Source organism: Psychroserpens mesophilus, assembly GCF_050617655.1.
In the GTDB taxonomy this organism is placed as follows: domain Bacteria; phylum Bacteroidota; class Bacteroidia; order Flavobacteriales; family Flavobacteriaceae; genus Psychroserpens; species Psychroserpens mesophilus_A.
In genome coordinates this window covers 28954-46308 of the sequence record NZ_JBODQC010000012.1, presented here as the reverse complement: position 1 = coordinate 46308, position 17355 = coordinate 28954, and the positions used below count along the sequence as shown (strand labels likewise).

General features: G+C 28.7%; 21 protein-coding genes. 18 read left to right on the top strand and 3 right to left on the bottom strand.

Features of this window, described 5'->3' with window-relative positions:
• Window positions 1-27: 27 nt before the first annotated feature.
• Genes ACRHNM_RS15100 through ACRHNM_RS15090 form a run of 3 tightly spaced genes read right to left on the bottom strand, consistent with a single transcriptional unit; the run spans window position 28 to window position 1769 of the window.
• Window positions 28-450, bottom strand: a complete 423-nt coding sequence (locus tag ACRHNM_RS15100) for a hypothetical protein (RefSeq protein ID WP_431137488.1) — start codon at window positions 448-450, stop codon at window positions 28-30.
• A gap of 57 nt (window positions 451-507) precedes the next feature.
• Entirely contained in the window at window positions 508-747 is a 240-nt protein-coding gene (locus ACRHNM_RS15095) for a hypothetical protein (protein ID WP_431137487.1), read from the bottom strand.
• Between the two features lie 14 nt (window positions 748-761).
• Complete coding sequence (locus ACRHNM_RS15090) at window positions 762-1769, bottom strand: hypothetical protein (protein ID WP_431137486.1); 1008 nt, start codon at window positions 1767-1769, stop codon at window positions 762-764.
• Between the two features lie 756 nt (window positions 1770-2525).
• Between ACRHNM_RS15090 and ACRHNM_RS15085 the strand changes: the two genes are divergently transcribed.
• The 18 genes from ACRHNM_RS15085 (at window position 2526) to ACRHNM_RS15000 (ending at window position 17354) form a co-directional block, all read left to right on the top strand.
• Window positions 2526-2744 carry a hypothetical protein gene (locus tag ACRHNM_RS15085; protein ID WP_431137485.1) on the top strand — a complete coding sequence of 73 codons (219 nt, stop codon included), beginning with the start codon at window positions 2526-2528 and terminating at the stop codon, window positions 2742-2744.
• A gap of 23 nt (window positions 2745-2767) precedes the next feature.
• Window positions 2768-3247 carry a sigma-70 family RNA polymerase sigma factor gene (locus tag ACRHNM_RS15080; RefSeq protein WP_431137484.1) on the top strand — a complete coding sequence of 160 codons (480 nt, stop codon included), beginning with the start codon at window positions 2768-2770 and terminating at the stop codon, window positions 3245-3247.
• Window positions 3248-3481 carry a hypothetical protein gene (locus ACRHNM_RS15075; protein WP_431137483.1) on the top strand — a complete coding sequence of 78 codons (234 nt, stop codon included), beginning with the start codon at window positions 3248-3250 and terminating at the stop codon, window positions 3479-3481. It abuts the gene before it with no gap.
• Entirely contained in the window at window positions 3482-3796 is a 315-nt protein-coding gene (locus tag ACRHNM_RS15070) for a hypothetical protein (protein WP_431137482.1), read from the top strand.
• 15 nt (window positions 3797-3811) lie between these two features.
• Window positions 3812-4300: a hypothetical protein gene (locus tag ACRHNM_RS15065; RefSeq protein ID WP_431137481.1), complete on the top strand. Its 489-nt coding sequence runs from the start codon at window positions 3812-3814 to the stop codon at window positions 4298-4300.
• Between the two features lie 103 nt (window positions 4301-4403).
• Complete coding sequence (locus tag ACRHNM_RS15060; RefSeq protein ID WP_431137480.1) at window positions 4404-5465, top strand: Clp protease ClpP; 1062 nt, start codon at window positions 4404-4406, stop codon at window positions 5463-5465.
• A gap of 77 nt (window positions 5466-5542) precedes the next feature.
• The gene (locus tag ACRHNM_RS15055; RefSeq protein WP_431137479.1) at window positions 5543-6457 is read left to right on the top strand and encodes a hypothetical protein; all 915 of its coding nucleotides are present in this window, start codon (window positions 5543-5545) and stop codon (window positions 6455-6457) included.
• Between the two features lie 88 nt (window positions 6458-6545).
• Complete coding sequence (locus ACRHNM_RS15050) at window positions 6546-7115, top strand: hypothetical protein (RefSeq protein ID WP_431137478.1); 570 nt, start codon at window positions 6546-6548, stop codon at window positions 7113-7115.
• 85 nt (window positions 7116-7200) lie between these two features.
• A complete protein-coding gene (locus ACRHNM_RS15045) occupies window positions 7201-7740 on the top strand; it encodes a hypothetical protein (protein WP_431137477.1) in 540 nt (179 codons plus the stop codon).
• Entirely contained in the window at window positions 7740-8891 is a 1152-nt protein-coding gene (locus ACRHNM_RS15040; RefSeq protein ID WP_431137476.1) for a hypothetical protein, read from the top strand. The genes ACRHNM_RS15045 and ACRHNM_RS15040 overlap by 1 nt, the downstream gene beginning before the upstream one ends.
• Window positions 8891-10489, top strand: coding sequence for a hypothetical protein (locus tag ACRHNM_RS15035; RefSeq protein WP_431137475.1), 1599 nt, complete (start codon window positions 8891-8893; stop codon window positions 10487-10489). Before ACRHNM_RS15040 ends, ACRHNM_RS15035 begins: the two co-directional genes overlap by 1 nt.
• Window positions 10490-10491: 2 nt before the next feature.
• On the top strand, window positions 10492-10935 hold the full coding sequence (locus ACRHNM_RS15030; RefSeq protein ID WP_431137474.1) for a hypothetical protein: 444 nt from the start codon (window positions 10492-10494) through the stop codon (window positions 10933-10935).
• 25 nt (window positions 10936-10960) lie between these two features.
• Window positions 10961-11830, top strand: coding sequence for a hypothetical protein (locus tag ACRHNM_RS15025; RefSeq protein WP_431137473.1), 870 nt, complete (start codon window positions 10961-10963; stop codon window positions 11828-11830).
• Window positions 11830-12198, top strand: coding sequence for a hypothetical protein (locus ACRHNM_RS15020; RefSeq protein ID WP_431137472.1), 369 nt, complete (start codon window positions 11830-11832; stop codon window positions 12196-12198). The genes ACRHNM_RS15025 and ACRHNM_RS15020 overlap by 1 nt, the downstream gene beginning before the upstream one ends.
• Before the next feature lie 43 nt (window positions 12199-12241).
• Window positions 12242-14971: a hypothetical protein gene (locus tag ACRHNM_RS15015; RefSeq protein WP_431137471.1), complete on the top strand. Its 2730-nt coding sequence runs from the start codon at window positions 12242-12244 to the stop codon at window positions 14969-14971.
• 15 nt (window positions 14972-14986) lie between these two features.
• Entirely contained in the window at window positions 14987-15556 is a 570-nt protein-coding gene (locus tag ACRHNM_RS15010; protein WP_431137470.1) for a hypothetical protein, read from the top strand.
• Window positions 15549-16733 (top strand): PBSX family phage terminase large subunit, encoded by a 1185-nt coding sequence (locus tag ACRHNM_RS15005; protein WP_431137469.1) that lies wholly within the window; start codon window positions 15549-15551, stop codon window positions 16731-16733. The genes ACRHNM_RS15010 and ACRHNM_RS15005 overlap by 8 nt, the downstream gene beginning before the upstream one ends.
• Window positions 16734-17354, top strand: coding sequence for a hypothetical protein (locus ACRHNM_RS15000; RefSeq protein WP_431137468.1), 621 nt, complete (start codon window positions 16734-16736; stop codon window positions 17352-17354).
• Window position 17355 lies beyond the last annotated feature (1 nt).

Here is a 17355-nt window from a genome sequence, read left to right as displayed (position 1 = left end):
TTTTATTGTTAACAATATTTTAACATTTTATTTTGATTTGGAGAATTTGAAATCATCGTATGATTGAAGTTGATTCATCACCAAATCACAAAGTGGTGTTAGTTCTTCTAACATATCATTAGATTTCAATTTCTTAAATGGTTTATGTTGATACATTGTAATATTGAATGATGCATATGATGGTTTATTTTTATTCATCATTTTATCAGCTGTATCAATTATTACGATGGTTCTAGATTCATCAAAAACGTTTCTATTGATATTGTTATAGATTAATGTTTTAAGGCGTTTAGAATAGCGTTTAATCACTTTAGAATAATCATCAACATATTGTGGTGTTATCCAGCAAATGATTTTGATTGTAATTGCTGATGGGTTATATCTATCTTCAGTTGTAACTGATATTTTAAATGGTTGTGTTGTATCTATTTTTTTGTATGATGCTGACATTATTTGATTTGGGTTTTAAATGTGTTGATTATCATGTTGCGTTGCAACATGATAATCTTATTGTTGTTCTATTTTATAAATGATTCTTTTGTTATTCCATAGACCATATTCTGAATCATACACATTTGAAATTGCCTTTGTGATTTCATTTTTATTTTGAAGGCTTTTAAGGCACTTTGTAATCTGGTAGTTTGATATACCATCAATTTGTGATTGTATTTGTTTATTACTCATTGTAAATGGTTCTGGTGATGTTTCAATCAGTTGAAGTAGTTCTTCTTCATAGTTTCTTTTCATTTTAATTTGGGTTTTTAATTCATTGCATTTATTTCTTCAAACCATTTTTGTGATTCATCTTCAATTTTTTTGACTTCAAGTTCTAGTTGATTTAGTTTAATCACTTTTGGTTCTGGTGATGGTTTAACTTCAACAGCTTTTGGTTCTGGTTTGGGAATTATTACTTTAGGTTTTGGTAATGGTGATGGTAAATTTTTGATTTGGTCACCAATTGCGATTACTTCATTTAAATTTAAATCTGAAGTTGTATATCCACGCAATGAATATTTTTTACTGATTATTCTTTTAGCTAAATCTTCAAGTGATATTTCAAATTCTTTACCAGTTTTTTTAGCATTAGTTTTTTCTAATGGTTGAAGAATTGCATTATAGAATTTAGTTATATGTTCTTCAGAAGATAGAACACATTTCAGAACGTCTTTAACATTGAATAATTCAGTAGATGGTTCTGGTGCATCTACAACTTCATCAGCTGATGTATTAGCAACTTGAATTGGTTCAGTTGGTGTTTCAACCTTATTTTCGGTTGAAGGTGTTACAACTTCTTCAATTGGTTTAGTTTGTTCTTTAGCTTCTTTTTTAGCAAACAGTTCTTCAAGTCGTTTTTGTACATCTTTATTCATAGCTTTTTTTGTTTTGGTTCTTTTTTCTTTTGCTTTAAATATTGGTTCTGGAATTGAACAATCATCAATAATATTCTGGATATTTAATGTGATTGAAGTTGATGAACCACCACCATCTTTATATGCTTTATAATTTTTGGTGTTATCGGTTGATATATAATTCAGTTTCTTCAGTTGAATTACTAGTTGTGATATATTACGTGGTGTAGTATTTAATTCTTTTGCTACATCATCATAATTTTTATAAAACTGGTCACCATTTTGATTGAAAGAATATATTACTTCAATCAATTTCTTTTTAAGGTGGTTTAGATTTGGGTTATGGTTAAGGAATTGAAAAGATTTAGTAAATTTTTTACCAATCATTTCTTCTTCAAATTTTTCAAAAGGTGTTTTCATTTTAATTTTTTTATTCTTCATTATTATCTTTCAAGCGTTTGCTAACTTCATTAACAAACCCTTGAAGAACCAGTGGGGGTACTAAGTCCCACTGGTTTCAACTCTAGGTTGAAGGGTTGAATTCTGTCAAATTCTTTATTATAAATATGTAGAACTTTACTAAACGACATTTTTATTTTCTATCGAAATTGAAAATTGTATAAATAAAATCTATCGGTTGAAGATTCAGTTCAAATATTTATTTGTTACCAAACTGTACTAAGTTGAAGTGATATTTTTATCGTTAACAGAATTTTAACATATGAGTAATTAACAAATGTTGAAAACTGGTTGAAGAAGTGTATGGTGATGTTAGTTGTAGATAACATCAGTGTAATAGGGTGATGTTAGTTGTAGCTAACATACCTTAATTATGAATAGGGTGATGTTAGTTGTAGCTAACATAGTTTTATATTAAAATAGGGGTGATGTTAGTTGTAGCTAACCTCATTATTAGATATTAATTATATATAATTATATAATAAAATAATATTAAAACTATTTTAATACTAATTTAAAACTAATATTGCGAAAATGGTTTTTGAAATTGAAAACTATCTTCAATCGAAATAAACATTTTATTTAAATCTATCTTCAATCACTAATTTATTTTTGGTGATGAAATATCTTCAACCAGAAATTATTTTCAATTTATTTTTCTTCAAATCTGGTTTTTTCTAAAGTTCTACATATTTATTTAGAAACAAGTAAACTATTATGAATGAATTAGAAGATAAAAAAGAACACCTTCAACGAGTAAACGAGATATCAAATTCAATTGAAACTAGAATTGGATTTAATAACCTTACTTCAACCGAAAGATTTGATTTAACCAATTTCAAAGTTAAATACCAAATTCTATTATTAACTGATTTTCAATCAGAAAAATTAGTTGATGATGTAATAACATTAGGTGAAAAAATTACCAACCTATAATGAAAATGAATTACCCCACCTTAATGAAAATTAACCTTCAAGATTATTACCCTTTGATTTACAAAATCATCAACAAATTTGATTACAAATTAAAAGATGAATTATTCAATGAATGTTACATTCAATTGCACAACCTTCAAGAACGTTTTAATGAACCTGAAGGTTCATTTGAAACGTTTGCATACAAAAGACTTTATTATTCTTGTATTGATTATATAAATCAATTTAAGGAAGAAGTAACATCATTAGATAATCTTATCATCAACGATGATGAATGTGAAGTTAGAATCATAGATACATTAGAATCAGAATTAGATTTAGAATCTGATATTATCAATTCAGATTATTTACTTCACCACGATAACAATTTAACAGAAGTTGAATCATTCATTCAATCGAAATATTATGAAGATGAAGTATCTGTTAAAGATATAATAGAAGTGTATTCAGATTATACATTAATTAAATCTGAATCTACTATTAGAAAAATACTTAAAAAATAAATGACCATTTACCAATTACTAAATGAAAAAAACAACTTAACCACCATAGTTAAATTAATAAGAAACAAAGTAATCTTAAATTCAGATATTATTCATCACATTTCAATCTATGATGATTTTTATAAACTCACTGGTACAAAAGGTGAACGATATAAAACACTTGGTGACCAATACAATTTACACCCAGATACAATTAGAAAAATAATATCCAAATTGAATAAAAGCGCAAAATAAATGATAAAAGTAAAAGAACTTAACCGTACAATGGTATCAATATCAACCAATTTAAAGGGTGTAAGATGGTACTTAAATGATTTAACTGATGAAGCTATAGAAAAACAAATTAAAGGTGATATACTCACTTGTATTGATTCTATAAAATCTATTAAAATTTCAGTTGATACTGAAGAAATTGAAGATATCAGAACGTGTTACCCCAGCACCATTTTTAAATGTGAAATGTTACTGAATTTCAATGATAAAATTATAACAGAAGATTTAGATATAATTGATAATTATCTGTTTCAGAATTTTGTAAAGGAATTCTAAAAACCACCCACGAAAATGAACACATTTGAAAACTATATAAATATTGAAGCTGAAACTATAAATGAATTTATTAAACAGCATCACCCCATAACACTAAATGAAGTAAAAAATGATTCATTTTCAAGATATGATTTCACATTTTATTCAGCTGGTACACCAAATGAACATTATACACCAGTTTTAGATGGAATTTGTGAAGTAAAGACCAGAAAAAATAGTTCAACCGATTACCCAGAAGGTATAATGATTGAATTAGATAAATTAAATGCTGTAGCTAAAGCTGTAGCTGATGAAAAAGATGAATTTCATAACATAAATAAAACCATCAAAGGGTTCTTCTTATTCAAATACGTTGATAAAATGATGTTATTTGATATTGAAACAATCACCACTGATAATTTACAGTTCAGAAAACTACCAAAACAGACTGCAACCAACAATAATGAATGGGTTACCAAAGCTGTATTAATAATTCCATATGATGATGCAGTATTAACCATATAAATCACAACGATTTTAACCCCTTTTTTAAGGGGTTTTTTTATGATTGGACGTTACCACGTCCATTTTTAGTGTTTCACCATCATTTCTACTGATATGGTAGTAAATGAAGGGAGTTATAAACATACAAGGCGTTATAGGTGAAGATACTACTTTACTAGATGTTATTAGACAATACAAGAGTTATAAAGGTTTAACAGAAGTTGAAGTTATCATCAATTCAGTTGGTGGTTCAGTAGATTCTGGACAATCTATTTTTTCTTATTTACGTAACCTTCAAATACCAGTAACAACTGTAGCAGTTAAAGCATATAGCGTTGCTTCGATTGTGTTTATGGCTGGTGATGTTAGAATAGTTGAAGCTGGTTCAGATAGATTAATGATTCACAATCCGTGGATTTCAAATTTTTCTGGTGGTTCAGATGATTTAATTGCAGTTTCTAAAGAATTGAAATCAATTGAAAACGACTTCATCAAATTCTATTCTACATACACAAATATTGATACTGATTCAATATCACAATTATTAAAAAACGAAACATTTCTATCAGCTGATGAAGCATTAGAAATTGGATTAGCTACAGAAGTAAAAGAATCACTTCAAGCTGTAGCATACTATAACAAAGAAGAAGACAAAAAAATTATGACAAAAACGGAAAAATTCATCAATGCGATGAACGCATTTTTTGGTTCTGATTCTGATATCAAAGCTTTATTAATTCAAGATGCTAATGGTGATGAAATTTCATTTCCAGATTTAGCTGAAACTGATGAACCTCAAGTGGGTGATAATGCTGTAGATGCAGATAACAAACCAATTGAAGGTGAAAGAGTAACAACAGATGGTTCAACTATGATTTTTGAAGCTGGTGAATTAAAAGAAATAATTCCAGCAGAATCAGAAGAAGAAGTTGAAGAAACTGAAGAAGAAGTTGTTGAAGAAGAAGTTGCTGAAACTGTAGCAGAAGAAGTTGCAGAAGAAGAAATTGATTTTGAAGCAATATTAAAAGTATTTGAAGAAGGGATTTTAGCAAAAATTAAAGCTGAAAACGATTCTTTAAAAGCAGAAATAGTTGCAATGAAAAAATTAGTTGGTTCACCAGAAGCAACGGTTGAAGCAAGAACAACTATAAATAACAAGGTTTCTAAAAACTATTTAAGAAGCTAATAATAACAAAAAATTTTAAATCTAACATTCATATACATACACGTTAGGTTGAAAATGAAATTAAAAAACAAAAAGAAATGGCATTAGATATTTCAAATTTTAGTGATTACGTAGCAAAGGAATCACAAGCATTAACACAAACTTTATTTGCTGGTTCAGACGCTGGTAAATTCGCTATGTTAATGGGTGGAGTTAAAGGCTCTACAAATGTACCACACGTAGGTGGTGACGCAACATTACAAGCTGGAACTTGTGCTTCACCTTCTGGTGATGCTGTGTTAACAGAAGTAACAATAACAGTAAAACCATTTACAGTATTTGAATCATACTGTGCAGATGATTTACAAACTAAATTACCTAATACAGTAATTGCACCTGGTTCTAACAATGGTGATTCATTACCATTTGAAGAAGAGATTGTAAATACTAAAGTAGCTTCAACAAGTGAAACTTTAGAATTACACTACTGGCAAGGTAATACTTCAACTGGTTCATACCAATTATTTGATGGTTGGATTAAATTAATTGATGCAAATTCTGATGTAATCACTGGTAACACTGGTGCAATTTCAGCAATCACAACTTCAAATGTTAAAGATATGGTTGAAGCAATGAGAGTTGCAGCACCAGCTAAAGTAGCAAGAAGTTCAAAATATGTAACACTTGTAGGTGATGATGTATTCGATATGTATATCGCTAAAGAAAAAGCTGATAATTTATATCACTACAAACCAGAACACGATGAAGGAATTTACAACATCGGTGGTGGACGTGGTGACTTAATCAGATGTTACGGTTTAGATGGTACAAATAGAGCATTTGCATCTATAGGTACAAACTTCATTGTAGGTTCTGACGTTGAAAACGAAAATGAATTAGTTGATGTTTGGTATGATAAAAATACTGACAAAATGTTAATGAGAATCAAAGGTAAAGCTGGTGTACAAATCCAGAATGCTGATGAAATCGTTGAATTTACATTAAGTGCATAATCACCACTTCAACAAGAGTGATTAACCAATAATAACAATAACTGGGGTGAATAACCTTCACCCCATTTAAATAAAAACAATAACAACAATGGCTTGTAATACAAAATTAACAAACGATATTCTGTTTTCTTGTACTGATTTACCAATCAAAGGTTTAGATGGTGGTAAAGCTGTGATATTAAACTTCACTGATATTGATAAAAGTTCTAGTACTACTTCTGGTGCTACTATTACTTCTTTAGTATCTGATGCAGTTGGATATTCAGTTGAATGGTATAGAGAATTAGCATCAACAGCTACTTCATATACACCAAATGCAGATGATTACGATGGATATTCACATTCATTTTTATTCAGATTACCAACAACTTCAGCTGATAATGCTGAAAGATTAAACGAGTTTAAAAACGGTTTATTCGTAGTAGTTGTAGAAACTAACTACAAAGGTACAGATAGTGGTGACGCTTATAAAGTGTACGGTTGGGATTCTGGAATGAGATTATCAGAAGCATCAAACGCATCAAATGAAAATTCTGGTGTTCTAGTAACATTAGCAACTTCAGAAAACAGTTATGAAAATCACCCATATATGATTTTCAATGAAGGTAGTTATAGTGCATCAACTGCATCATTCACTACTGCATTTGACCCTAGCTAATAGCTAATCAAAAAAAATAAAACTACATATAAAAAAGGGTGAACGCTTTAATAGCCTTTACCCTTTTATTTTTCATTCACTTTATATGACTATACAAGAGATACTTCAATCATCACCAAAGGTGATAAAACAGCATATAAAAACATTAGCAAACGATTATACAAAAAGAACTAATCATTCACCTTGTTTAAGTTGTTCTGGTGATGTTAGAATGATGTTACAATACTTAAATCGAATTTATATGAAATCACAATTTCAACTAAAGTTACCAATGGTAATTTACAAAGTAAAATTAGGTTCTGGTTTAACAATTTCAAACGACATAATGACAGATGAATTAGCAATTGAATTTCTAAAGGTTAAACCTTCTAGAATTGAATTGTTTTCAGTTTATCCAGATAATTGGAAACAATTAATTGGTTTAGAAACTGAAGAAAAAGATGAATCTGAAGAAGAAATTAAAGAAGAAGCTAAAATTGAATCAGATGATTCAGAATTAGTTAAAGAAATTGTTAAAGAATCTTCAAAAAAACCTTGTGCTGGATGCAAGGATAAAAAAATAAGTAGCAAAAAATCTACACCCCAAAAAAGAACTAGAAGAAGTTCAAAATCTACTAAAAAATAATGCAATTACATTTCAATCAAGTTAAAGATTCAATTCTAGATATTAAACTAGAAAAACGCAACGAAATTTTCACATTCGGTGCTGATAATGCATATCCATCATTGGTTGAAACTTTAATTTCAAATAGTGTTACATCTAAAATTTGTGTTGATAAATGTGCTAAAGCAATTTATGGTAAATCATTTGGTAAAATAGGTAAACAAATCATCAATAATGATGGTCAAACCTTGAATGAAGTTTTAAGAATCGCATCAAGAGAATTTGCAACACATAATAATGTGTTTTTACATATTGGTTACAATGGTGAACTGAAAATTAAATCAATCAAAGTAATACCAGTAGGACAATGTAGAATTGGTAAAGATGATGATACTGGTTATTCTGGTAAAATTGTACAATACAATAATTGGGATAAAAAAGATGGTAGAGTAGATACTGATAAATTCAAATCTTATGATAGGTTTAACCCAATCAAAAAGGTTATAGAAGCGCAAATAGAAGCATCTGATGGTATTTTACAATATAAAGGACAAATACTAAATATTCAAAAAGATAGTAACAGTATTTACAGCTTATCAGATTTAAACCCAGTTTTAGAAGAAGCTATAACTGAAATAGCTGCTAAAAAATTTAGAAGTAAAAATATTGGTAACGGATTTTTGAATACTAAACTTCTAACGGTTCAACCATTTGATAGTGCTGAAAAACGTAGAAAATTCACAAATAAAATTGATGATTTAAGAGGTTCAGAAAATACTGGTGCTGTATTAGTATTAGAATCAAGTAATGTATCAGATGATTTAGATAAGCAAATAAAACTTGATGATTTAACTAGTAAAACGAATGATGAAACATTTCAATATTCAGAAGCACAAGCTAGAACAAATATTGCATTAGCATTTGGTGTACCATTAGGTTTAATAGATGTATCAGAATCATCATTATTTGGTAATTCTGGTGAATTATTAAAACAAATGAATCTTCAATTATGGACTTCAAAAGAAGAAGAACGAGATATGATTGAAGAAATGTTTAACAAATTGATGTTCAACTTTGTTGAACCAATTACTGAAGATTTAAAAATAATATCACCATATGCAACAGATGAAAAATCTGTAGATAATGGTACAGAACAAATACTAACTGATTAATGGCAGAAAATGTAAACATAACGGTTGATGAAAATATTGAAGAAGTTAGTATAACAGTTGATGAATCAGTTGAAGAAGTTAGTGTTACTGTATCTGAAAATAGTAATACTTCATCAGTTACAAACACATCAGAATTAACCAATGATGGTGAAGATGGTGTTAACCCATTTATTAGTGGTTATACAGTAACTGAATCTGATGTAACAACACATCAATCAGCATTATCTATTACTGAATCACAAATATCAGATTTATCACATTTTAGTGGTGATTATAATGATTTATCAAACCAACCAACAATACCATCAGATAATTATATATCTGATGTTACATTATCTGGTGATACTTTACAATTTACTGGTAATGAAAGTGGGTTTAATGGTGATGTTGATTTATCATCACTTTCTGGTGGTGGTGGTTCTACTAATCCAGCTGGTAATGATACAGAAATTCAATTTAATGATGGTGGTAGTTTTGGTTCATCAAGTAATTTAACATATGATGGTTCAACACTTGATGTAGATGGTTCAGTTAAAACAAATACACTTGAATCAGATGAAGGTGTAACAATACCAGAAGGTGCATTTAGTTCATTATTAAGAAGTCAAGGTTCACAAATACAAACAATTTATAATCCAGACCATAATATGTTGTATGGTAATGGTACAAATGGTTATATGATTATTAAAACACCTTTAATTGAAGGTAATAATTATTCAGCTTTTAATATTGAAGTAGAAATTGGTGGTCAATATTCTAGTTCATTAAAAATGAACATTAGCGTTAGATGGTTAACATCTGGTTTTGATATTTTAAATGTTTATTCTACTTCATCAGAATTAAGAAATTATACAGTAAGATGTGGTAAAGATGCTGATGGTAAAACATACATAATTATTGGTGATAGCACTACCAATTGGAATAGATATTATATTAAAATTAATAGTGTTACTTCGTCATATATTTATGATGATATTGAGGTATTCAAACAAGGTTGGGTAATATCACAAAGTGTTAATTTACCAGCTGGATTTATTCAAAATGAAATATTAACCAATACAGATTTAATTGTTGTAAATACTGGTATATCTAAAGGTACATTTGTACCTTCAAATAATACTTGGCATACAGTAGCGCAAGGTGATTTATTATGTTTTGAAGGTGATATTATTGTAAAAAGACTTGACCAAGCAACAATGAGTTTTAGAGTTGCAAAATCATATAGTAATCGTTTTTTAAAATTAAATTTTGTTGAACAATTTTCTTCTAATGCATTTCAAGGAATTAGAATGACTACTGATAATAAAATTCAAATTAAATGGGGTTCTTATAATACAACAACAATGGATTTATTCATTAATAATAATAATGATGGTGGTTTAAGTTTAGCTGATGAAGAAGCATTAAGTGGTGATACAGTTTCTAAAGTAATTGAGTTTACTGGTATTAATGAAAGTGGTGAAATACATTATAATGATATAGAAACAAAATCAACAGTAAAAGCTGAAACATTAAATCTATCAAACGTACCAACTTCTTCATCTGGTTTATCATCTGGTGATGTTTGGAATGATAGCGGAATTTTAAAAATAGTATAAAAATGATTTCAAGTATAATAACAAATAAAAAAATTGATAAAACATTCACTGGTGTTGATTGTTTTTTAAAAAGAACGATAATAAAAAAGACCCAAAAATTAGGTTCAAGAGATTATTTAATAAAAACTGAAAAAGTAATTTATGAAGATGAATTATTACCAGTATTAGATAAAAATGGTGATGTACAATATGATGAAAAAGGTAATTTAATTGAATCATTACAAGAGGTGTTAACAGTTGTTGAACAAAAAGATGGTGTATCAATTTTTAAAGTAACTGATGCTGATGCTGATAATTTATATAATGCTATTAAAGAAAATGTATTACTAGAAGGTTCTTATTCAGAATTTGAACGAAATGTAGAAACTTTAGCATTATTATATGTAACTCAAAATGATACAGTTTGGGGTACTAAACCAAATGATTGGATAATCTACAACGAATAACATAAAGATTTAATAATAAAAAATAATGACCCCAAATACATATAATTTTAAACCACAAACTAAAGGTGATACATTTTCTGGTATTCAATTCACTTTCAATACATCAACAAATGATGTTGAAACACCAATTGATTTATCTGGTGCTACTATCATAATGGATATTAAAAAAACTTATGATTCACCAGTTGTAAAAAGATTAGAATCTACAAGTGGAATTACAATAACTGATGCTGAAAATGGTGTTGTAAATATAAACTCATTTTTAGTTGATTTACCAGCGTTTAAATATGTTTATGATGTAGAAATAGTATTTCCAGATACAACCGTTAAAACATACATTAAAGGTACGTTTGAAGTGGTTGGTGATGTTACTGATAGTACATCAACTTCATTATTAAGTGTTGGTGAATTTTCAACCTTCAAAAACATATCTAAAAAAAATGATAAAGATAAAATTGAACAATGTATCAAGTTAGCACAATCAGTTGATTTAGTTGATGTATTAGGTGATTTCTATTTTGATTTAATAAACAATATAAACACTTCATCATATAGTGATTTAATCAATGGTTCATCATTCACAATCGATGGTGACGATTATACACAAGCTGGTATAAAATCATATTTAGCTGATTTAACTTATGCAAGATATTTATATGAAATCAATACCAATCAAACACCATTTGGTTTACAGCAAAAATTCACTAATGATTCACAACCAGTTGATAGAAATTTCATTAGAGATTTAGTAAAACAATCACAACAAGATGCATCAATCAAATTCAATATGATTGATAAATATCTTCAAGAAAATAACACAACCTTCAGTAGATACTGTAAAGGTAATAACCCAAATATTAACACATTTGGTCAAAAATTCACTGTAATAAAATAATGACACCAGAAACAATAAAAATATTACAGTGGGTTGGTACTGCAATTGGTGCTGTTACATTATGGTATAAAGATACTATTGCTATTAGATTAGGAATTAAACAAGGTGAAAAAAACCTTGAAAAAGAAGCATTGGAAAACCTACAAAAAAACCTTGATATTTATCAAGAAATGGTATCAGATATAGATGCTAGATATAAAGCAAAAATTGTTGAATTAGAAGCTACATTTCAAGCATCAATAACAAAACTACAAGCTGATATAGTTGAATTACAAGGTATCAATGAACAATTATCAGATATCATTAAAAAACAAACAGCAAGAATAAAATATTACACCAAAAAATACGGTGAAGAAGATAAATTATAATGTTCATATCTATGAACAACACCCCAAATACAAATAAATACTAATGATTATAATTAATACAATTAGTGATGAAATATTCACATTAAATGGTACACCATATGCTACTATTTTTATACCAGTAAAATTAGGTACTGAAAATATTGGTATCTATAATTCATATGATACAAATCAAGTATTATTAGGTAGTACAGATTATTCAGAATTTAATATTAATGGTACAACATATACTGGTCAAACTGATACAATGTCAGCATTATTACCAGTTATATATGCTGGTCAAGTTGGTGTTGAAGTTTTAACAAATACACAATGGGGTGAAATTGATGGAACTATAACTAATCAGTTAGATTTAATAGCATTATTCAATACAAAAGCAAATACCAGTTCAATTAGTACAGTTGGATTTTCAAACGATTATGAAGATTTAGATAATTTACCAGTATTATCTGGTTTAACAGCTTCACCATTTATAAATATTGATGAAGGTAATGGTGTTGGTATAATTATATCTGGTAGAACAGCTGAAAATTATGGTGATATAGGTTTAGGTGCATTTGATGTGTCACAATCAAATTTTGCTTCAACAACTTATGGTGCAACTGGTAATTATTCATCAGCATTTGGTAGAGCTAATACAGCAAGTGGTAATTATTCAACAGCATTTGGTCAAGAATCAACAGCATCTGGTGTTGCATCAGTTTCTTTGGGTTATAACACTAATGCAAGTGGAGATTATTCAAATGCATTTGGTAGTGAAACAATAGCAAGTGGATTATTTTCAACAGCATTTGGTACTAGTTCATTATCAAGTGGGTTAGCTTCGACAGCATTTGGTAATTCTGAAGCAAGTGGAGATTATTCAAATGCATTTGGTTATACATCAAGAGCGACTGGTGATTATTCAAATGCATTTGGTTATACATCAAGAGCGACTGGTGATTTTTCACAAGCATTTGGTTTTAATTCTGAAGCTAGTGGTAATTATTCTACTGCATTTGGTTATAATTCTGAAGCTAGTGGTTTATACTCTATTTCATTTGGTAGAAATACAACAGCCAGCGGTAATACATCAACTGTATTTGGTAGGGATAATACAGTAAATGGTGATTATTCAATAACATTTGGTAGGGATAATACAGTAAATGGTGATTATTCAACAGCATTTGGTTTTGAATCTGAAGCAAATGGTGATTATTCAACAGCAATTGGTTTAAATGCTATATCTAATAGTTTAAATTCAGTTGCAGTTGGTTTAAATGTTAATGCTGATACATTTGGTGAAGCTAGTTTTGGAATTAATAATACAATCATTACTGGTGATACAACTACTTGGAATGCTTCAGATAGATTATTTAATGTTGGTAATGGTACTAATACAAGTAATAGAAGTGATGCATTAACAATACTTAAAAAGGGTGATGTAATTGCACCATCATTAACAACTGATATTATTTCAAGTGCTGATTCAAAAGTATTAATTACTAAAGAATATGGTGATTTAAATTATACTGGTGATACTTCAACTGGTTTAGAAGCATTAGATGAAGGTAATGGTATTGGATATAGATTAATTGGTACAGACCCAGATGATTTTGGTAATATAGGTTTAGATTCAATTGATTTAACATTAGCATCACCAGCTGGTTTTTCAGATACTGGTGTATCAGCACCAGCATCAATTGGTTTAGGTTTAAATAATAAAATTACTGGTGGTGGATATTCAACTGTTATTGGTTCAGCTAATGAAATTTCATCATCATCATTTGTTAATACTATTATTGGTGCATTCAATAATATTGAATCTGGATATGGTAATACTACAATAGGTGTATATAATACAGCATCTACCAATGTTAATGGTTATTCATCATTATTTGGAATGGGTAACTATGCTGAAGGAATAACACCAGCTGGTGCAATTGGTATTGCATTAAATGTTAATGCTATGAATCAATTTGCAGTTGGTGCATCAAATGTAATTTGGACTGGTTCAACATCAGCATCAGATAGACCTTTATTTCAAGTTGGTAATGGTACTTATTCAACACCAGCTGGTCAATTTTCAGCTATAACTAGAAGTGATGCATTTTTAGTAAAACACAATGGTATTGTTGAATCATATGCATCAAATTCATTAATTAATTCTGGTGAAGATTCTACTTTAATTACTAAAGGTTGGTATGAATCACAAATAACTGGTGGTACTACTTATGAAGGTTATAGTGAATCTGGTACTAGAGTAAGTGGTATTAAAGTAACATTAGGTGATTATGATGATTCTAATAATGGAACTAAATTAATTATTGATGATGAAATTGGTGGTATAATTAGAACAAATGATGGTAGTGGAATACAAGCATCATATTTTAATATTCACAATGGCTCATATACAATGACGTTATATTCTAATAATGTTACTGATAATAGGACTATTGAAATGCCAGATAAAAATGGTACAGTAGCATTAACAAATGATTTGAATTATAAATCATTAACTATTACAGCTGGTGTTGGAACTGGTAATACTTATACAGTAGCATCAGATGATTATCAAATCATAGGTGAAGTTGGTTCTGGTATGACTTTCAATCTACCAACTGAAGCTGAATCAACAAATAGAGTATTAAAATTCACAGCTAAATCAATTGCATTTGATAAAGATGTTAAAGAATCTAATACTACTGGTGGTATAACTACAGCATCATCTGGTACAACATTCGCAAATAATATAACACTTCATTGTGATGGTACAAGTTGGTATAGAACCCAATAAAAAACAACATAAATAATGGCAAATAAAGCATACATATTTCTAACTAAAATGGTTGAAGTTTTAGAAGACCCAAATACAACACTTTTGAGTGATAAAGATATTTTCTATTTAGTGAATTCTGAATTACCTAAAAAGCATAGAATTAGTATGTCATATTTTGAGTTCTTAAAATCACCAAATCAAGACCACCCAAAAAGTATTTCACAAAACACAACATTAACTGAAGAAGATAAAGAAGATTTTATATCAGCATTAAGAGTTGCACGAATCAAACAGAAGATGCATTTAACAGCTAAAGCATTTGATGATAAATTGAAAAATGCATACCCATATTTATGGTCATTGGAGCGTAAAAACACAGACCTACAATTACGTAAAAATAATGATGCACCAGTGAACCAACCATTGATTCAAATTACAGCATCTAGTGATGAACACAAAGTATTAATTGATTCAATTTTAAGTGGTAAATCAATCGAATTACAACCTAAAGTAAAAGAAGAACCAAATTATGATGATGCTGAATATTTAGAAATCATAGATAATAAAGAAGAAGATATTAACCCTCAAATCGATAATGAATGAATATAAAACTACAACATCATTTGAAAAAATAGTAACACTACAAAAACCAGTACGAATAGTACAAGGTGGTAAAGGTTGTAGTAAAACTATTTCAATACTTCAGTTATTCATTTTTCTAGCAATGAGTGAAAGAAAAAATCTAATTCTATCAATCGTTGCTGAATCATTACCAAATTTAAAATCTGGTGCATTAAGAGATTTTGACAAACTTTTAAAATCAATGGGTTTATACTCAAAGTTCAAGATAAACCACACTGATAAAACATACACATTTGGTTCAAATGTAATCGAATTTTTTAGTGTTGATGGTGAATCATCAAGATTAGGTTCAAGAAGAACACATCTATATATAAATGAAGCTGATAATATTAAGTTTTCAACCTATTTAGAATTACAAGGTAGAACATCAGAATTTACAATATTAGACTTTAACCCCAGACGTAAATTTTGGGCACATACTGAATTAAAAGGACAAGAACACGTTGATTTTCTTCAACTTAATTACACCCATAACGAATACATACCTAAAGGTGAATTAGAATCAATCTTATGGTATAGAAAAAAAGCTGAAACTGGTAACCCATTTTGGGTTAATAAATGGCGTGTATTGGGTTTAGGTGAATTGGGTATTGCTGATGGTGTAATCTTTGAAAATTGGACTGAAATAAAAGAGTTACCACAAGGTGCTAAATATTTAGGTGCTGGTTTAGATTTTGGTTATTCAAATGACCCAACTGCAATTACAAAGATTTATAAATATGAAGATAAAATCATACTAGTTGAATCACTGTACAAAAAAGGAATTCTGAATTCAGCAATTGCTAAACACATAATGAATGATAATGAACTGTATAACGGTTTAATTATATGTGATTCATCAGAACCAAAAACCATTGCAGAATTAAGAACATACGGTATATCAATTATGGGTGTTCGTAAAGGTAAAGGTTCAATCATATCTGGTATTCAAATAATGCAAGAATATGACCTTCTATTATTAGGTAAAAACTTAATTGAAGAATTTGAAAACTACACATATCAAAAAGATAGAAGTGGTGAATCAACTGGTCAACCGATTGATAATTATAATCACGCAATTGATGGTACTAGATATTTCTTTATGGAACGTTTAGCAAAATCAGCTAGTAATTATAACACTTTAAGATGGGTATCATAAATGGAAGAAATAAAGAATTATAAACTAAAGGATTTTTTAAAACAACCAACTGAATTAATACTTGAATATGTAGAAATATTAAGACTATTAAAACCAATAGAAACTAAATATGATATCTACAATCTAAAGTTAAAAGAAGTTGAATTTATAAAAGAAAATTTAAATCTAACGAATGATGAAACAATCATTGAAATTATATCAATGGTTCAAGGGTATGAAGATTATGTAACACCAAAATGGTTAACGAAAATATTACCATCAAAGGTTGTTCAATATCTGAATGCTAAAAAGAAACGTAAAGTATTAAATCTTAGAATCACTGAATTCTTCGGTTTACTAAATAATGTAAAGAATCAATTAGAACAGATTTCTAAAGCTGAAGCATCATCATTAACATCAGAACATACCAATATCAAATGGGAACAAGTAAACGGTTCTGAACGTCTTCAGAAGTTTGGAATTTATAACACATTAGATGCATTAGCTGATGGTGATATTCTAAAATATGATGCAATAATGAATCTGGAATATAGTGAGGTGTTCACAAAGCTATTGATGAATAAAACCAATTCTGATTTACAACACGAAATGCAGAATATTAAAACAATTAAACACAACTAAA